Raw genomic sequence first — 1724 nt, 5'->3', positions numbered from 1 at the left:
CGCGCTCGCGCGGGGATCTCCGAACCCGTGTCGATCCAGTGGCCGCTAACGCGACCGNCCCGAGGATATTTTCAGGAAGATGAAAGGGCGGAGCCGTCCCCCGCAACAGGGATCGTTACCCGAAGGGACGAGACTCGGCACGCTGACCGACATGCGGCCGCGGTGCGGGTTGGCTCGGAGAGACAAGTCGCGCCGCACCTGGGCCGCACGAGGGCAGGGGGGCGAGGCTCGGGGCGCAGGCCGGTGCAGCCGGCCGGAGCCTAGAGCCCGGTCCCGAAAGGGAGTTGCCTGCAAAAGAAAAGCCCCGCTCGCGCGGGGCCGGGGTTTCGATGGTCAGGGCCGAACTTCTATCGTCCTGTTCTTTGCTCGATGATACATCCAAGCCGAAATCATGGCGACCAAGATCGCCGGCACAATGAACACGACCAAGATCGGCTCCGGTATCTCCCTTATCCCTCCCATGTAGGGGATTTTGCCAGCGATCAGGAGAACAAGGAAAATCCAGCCAAGAGCGCCGAAAGTGAATGTCATCAGCGTGGATAGATAGCTCTCATGGGCATATTCCTCGGCTTCCCGCTTCATGTTCCGGGCGTATTGGATTGCTTCATCGGGTTCCCTGAATCGCAGATCGTCATCGACAAAGGGCAGTCGGAAGGAAACTGCACCATCCGACAACTTTTGCGCAGGGCGAAACAACTCACCATCTGGGACAGCGATCAGGTTCATGTCTTCGTCCGTCATGGTCAGACCTATCCACGAATTGCTTGCGCCACAATGTCGGGGCTGCGCTCGATCACCTTCAAGAGCAACACCGCAGCCCGATCCGGGCTGCGCCGGTGCTGCTCCCAATCCCTGATGGCGCTTTCTGCCAGCCCATACCGTTCAGCAAAGGCGGACTGAGTAAGCCCTTGCTGTTTACGGATCGCAGCCACATCAACGGTCTCGGGCACATAGACAGCGGCGGGTTCCGCTTTGCCCTGTGCGATTTCCAGCGCCTCGTTGGCGCTCTGGATCAGCTCTTTGCCGAAGCTCATGTTAGTGTTCCTTTCTGTTTCGGTAGGCATCTGCCAGCGAGGGCAGGATGCGGGCCAGTTCGTTGCGCTCCGCTTGGGTCAGGTTCGCCTTGTCGTTCTTCCCGTAGATCGCCAGCATGAACACCGGAATGTCCCCGCCGCCGAAATAGTGGATGGTGCGATAGCCGCCGCTTTTCCCTTGTCCTTTGCGGGCATGGCGCACCTTCCGCGCACCACCTGTTTGCGGCATGATCGCCCCTGCCTCCGGGTCGAAAGCGATGGTTGAAATGATCTCCTGAAGCTCGTCGTCAGTTAGGCCACTCCTCTTTGCCTGGGTGAGAAAAGTCGCGGTGGAAATCACTGTCTGCATGGGCCTCAATATACGGCATTGCCGTATCTACTTCAAGGGCAAAAGATGCGGCAATGCCGTAGTTCCAAAGGGTGCTGTCCGCGACAGAACGGCCCCGCGCGAGCGGGGCCAGGTTGTCAGCATGGAGCCTCGGCCAACGGCTCAAGGCCCGGATGCCAGGACACCGGCGGCCATAGGCGCCCGTTGTAGCTCAGACTCGCAAGATGTTGCCCGGCTTCATCGAAAACTTCACCTGATCCGAACTGTGAAGCTCCCAAACCGGACGCCTCCCGCGCCTCGATGTAAGCACGCTGACATTCTTCGGCAGTCATCAGCTGTCGCGTAGCCCTTAATTGTGAGAT

General features: G+C 59.8%; 3 protein-coding genes. All 3 read right to left on the bottom strand.

Annotation, left to right across the window (positions count from 1 at the left end; all coding sequences use genetic code 11):
• Window positions 1-333 precede the first annotated feature (333 nt).
• From FE811_RS26750 to FE811_RS26740, 3 genes are read right to left on the bottom strand one after another with little or no spacing between them, the layout of a single operon-like run.
• Entirely contained in the window at window positions 334-726 is a 393-nt protein-coding gene (locus tag FE811_RS26750; RefSeq protein ID WP_140849540.1) for a hypothetical protein, read from the bottom strand.
• Between the two features lie 23 nt (window positions 727-749).
• Entirely contained in the window at window positions 750-1034 is a 285-nt protein-coding gene (locus tag FE811_RS26745; protein ID WP_140849538.1) for a DNA-binding transcriptional regulator, read from the bottom strand.
• Between the two features lies 1 nt (window position 1035).
• The gene (locus FE811_RS26740; protein ID WP_140849536.1) at window positions 1036-1383 is read right to left on the bottom strand and encodes a type II toxin-antitoxin system RelE/ParE family toxin; all 348 of its coding nucleotides are present in this window, start codon (window positions 1381-1383) and stop codon (window positions 1036-1038) included.
• Between the last annotated feature and the right edge of the window lie 341 nt (window positions 1384-1724).

It is taken from the genome of Paracoccus sp. FO-3 (assembly GCF_006386455.1).
GTDB lineage: Bacteria > Pseudomonadota > Alphaproteobacteria > Rhodobacterales > Rhodobacteraceae > Paracoccus > Paracoccus versutus.
This window is presented reverse-complemented; position numbering and strand designations above follow the sequence as displayed.

Bases quoted from the DNA above. Each gene is read 5' to 3' on its own strand.
- FE811_RS26745 (WP_140849538.1), bottom strand. From the start codon at position 1,034: ATGAGCTTCGGCAAAGAGCTGATCCAGAGCGCCAACGAGGCGCTGGAA.
- FE811_RS26750 (WP_140849540.1), bottom strand. From the start codon at position 726: ATGAACCTGATCGCTGTCCCAGATGGTGAGTTGTTTCGCCCTGCGCAA.
- FE811_RS26740 (WP_140849536.1), bottom strand. From the start codon at position 1,383: ATGCAGACAGTGATTTCCACCGCGACTTTTCTCACCCAGGCAAAGAGG.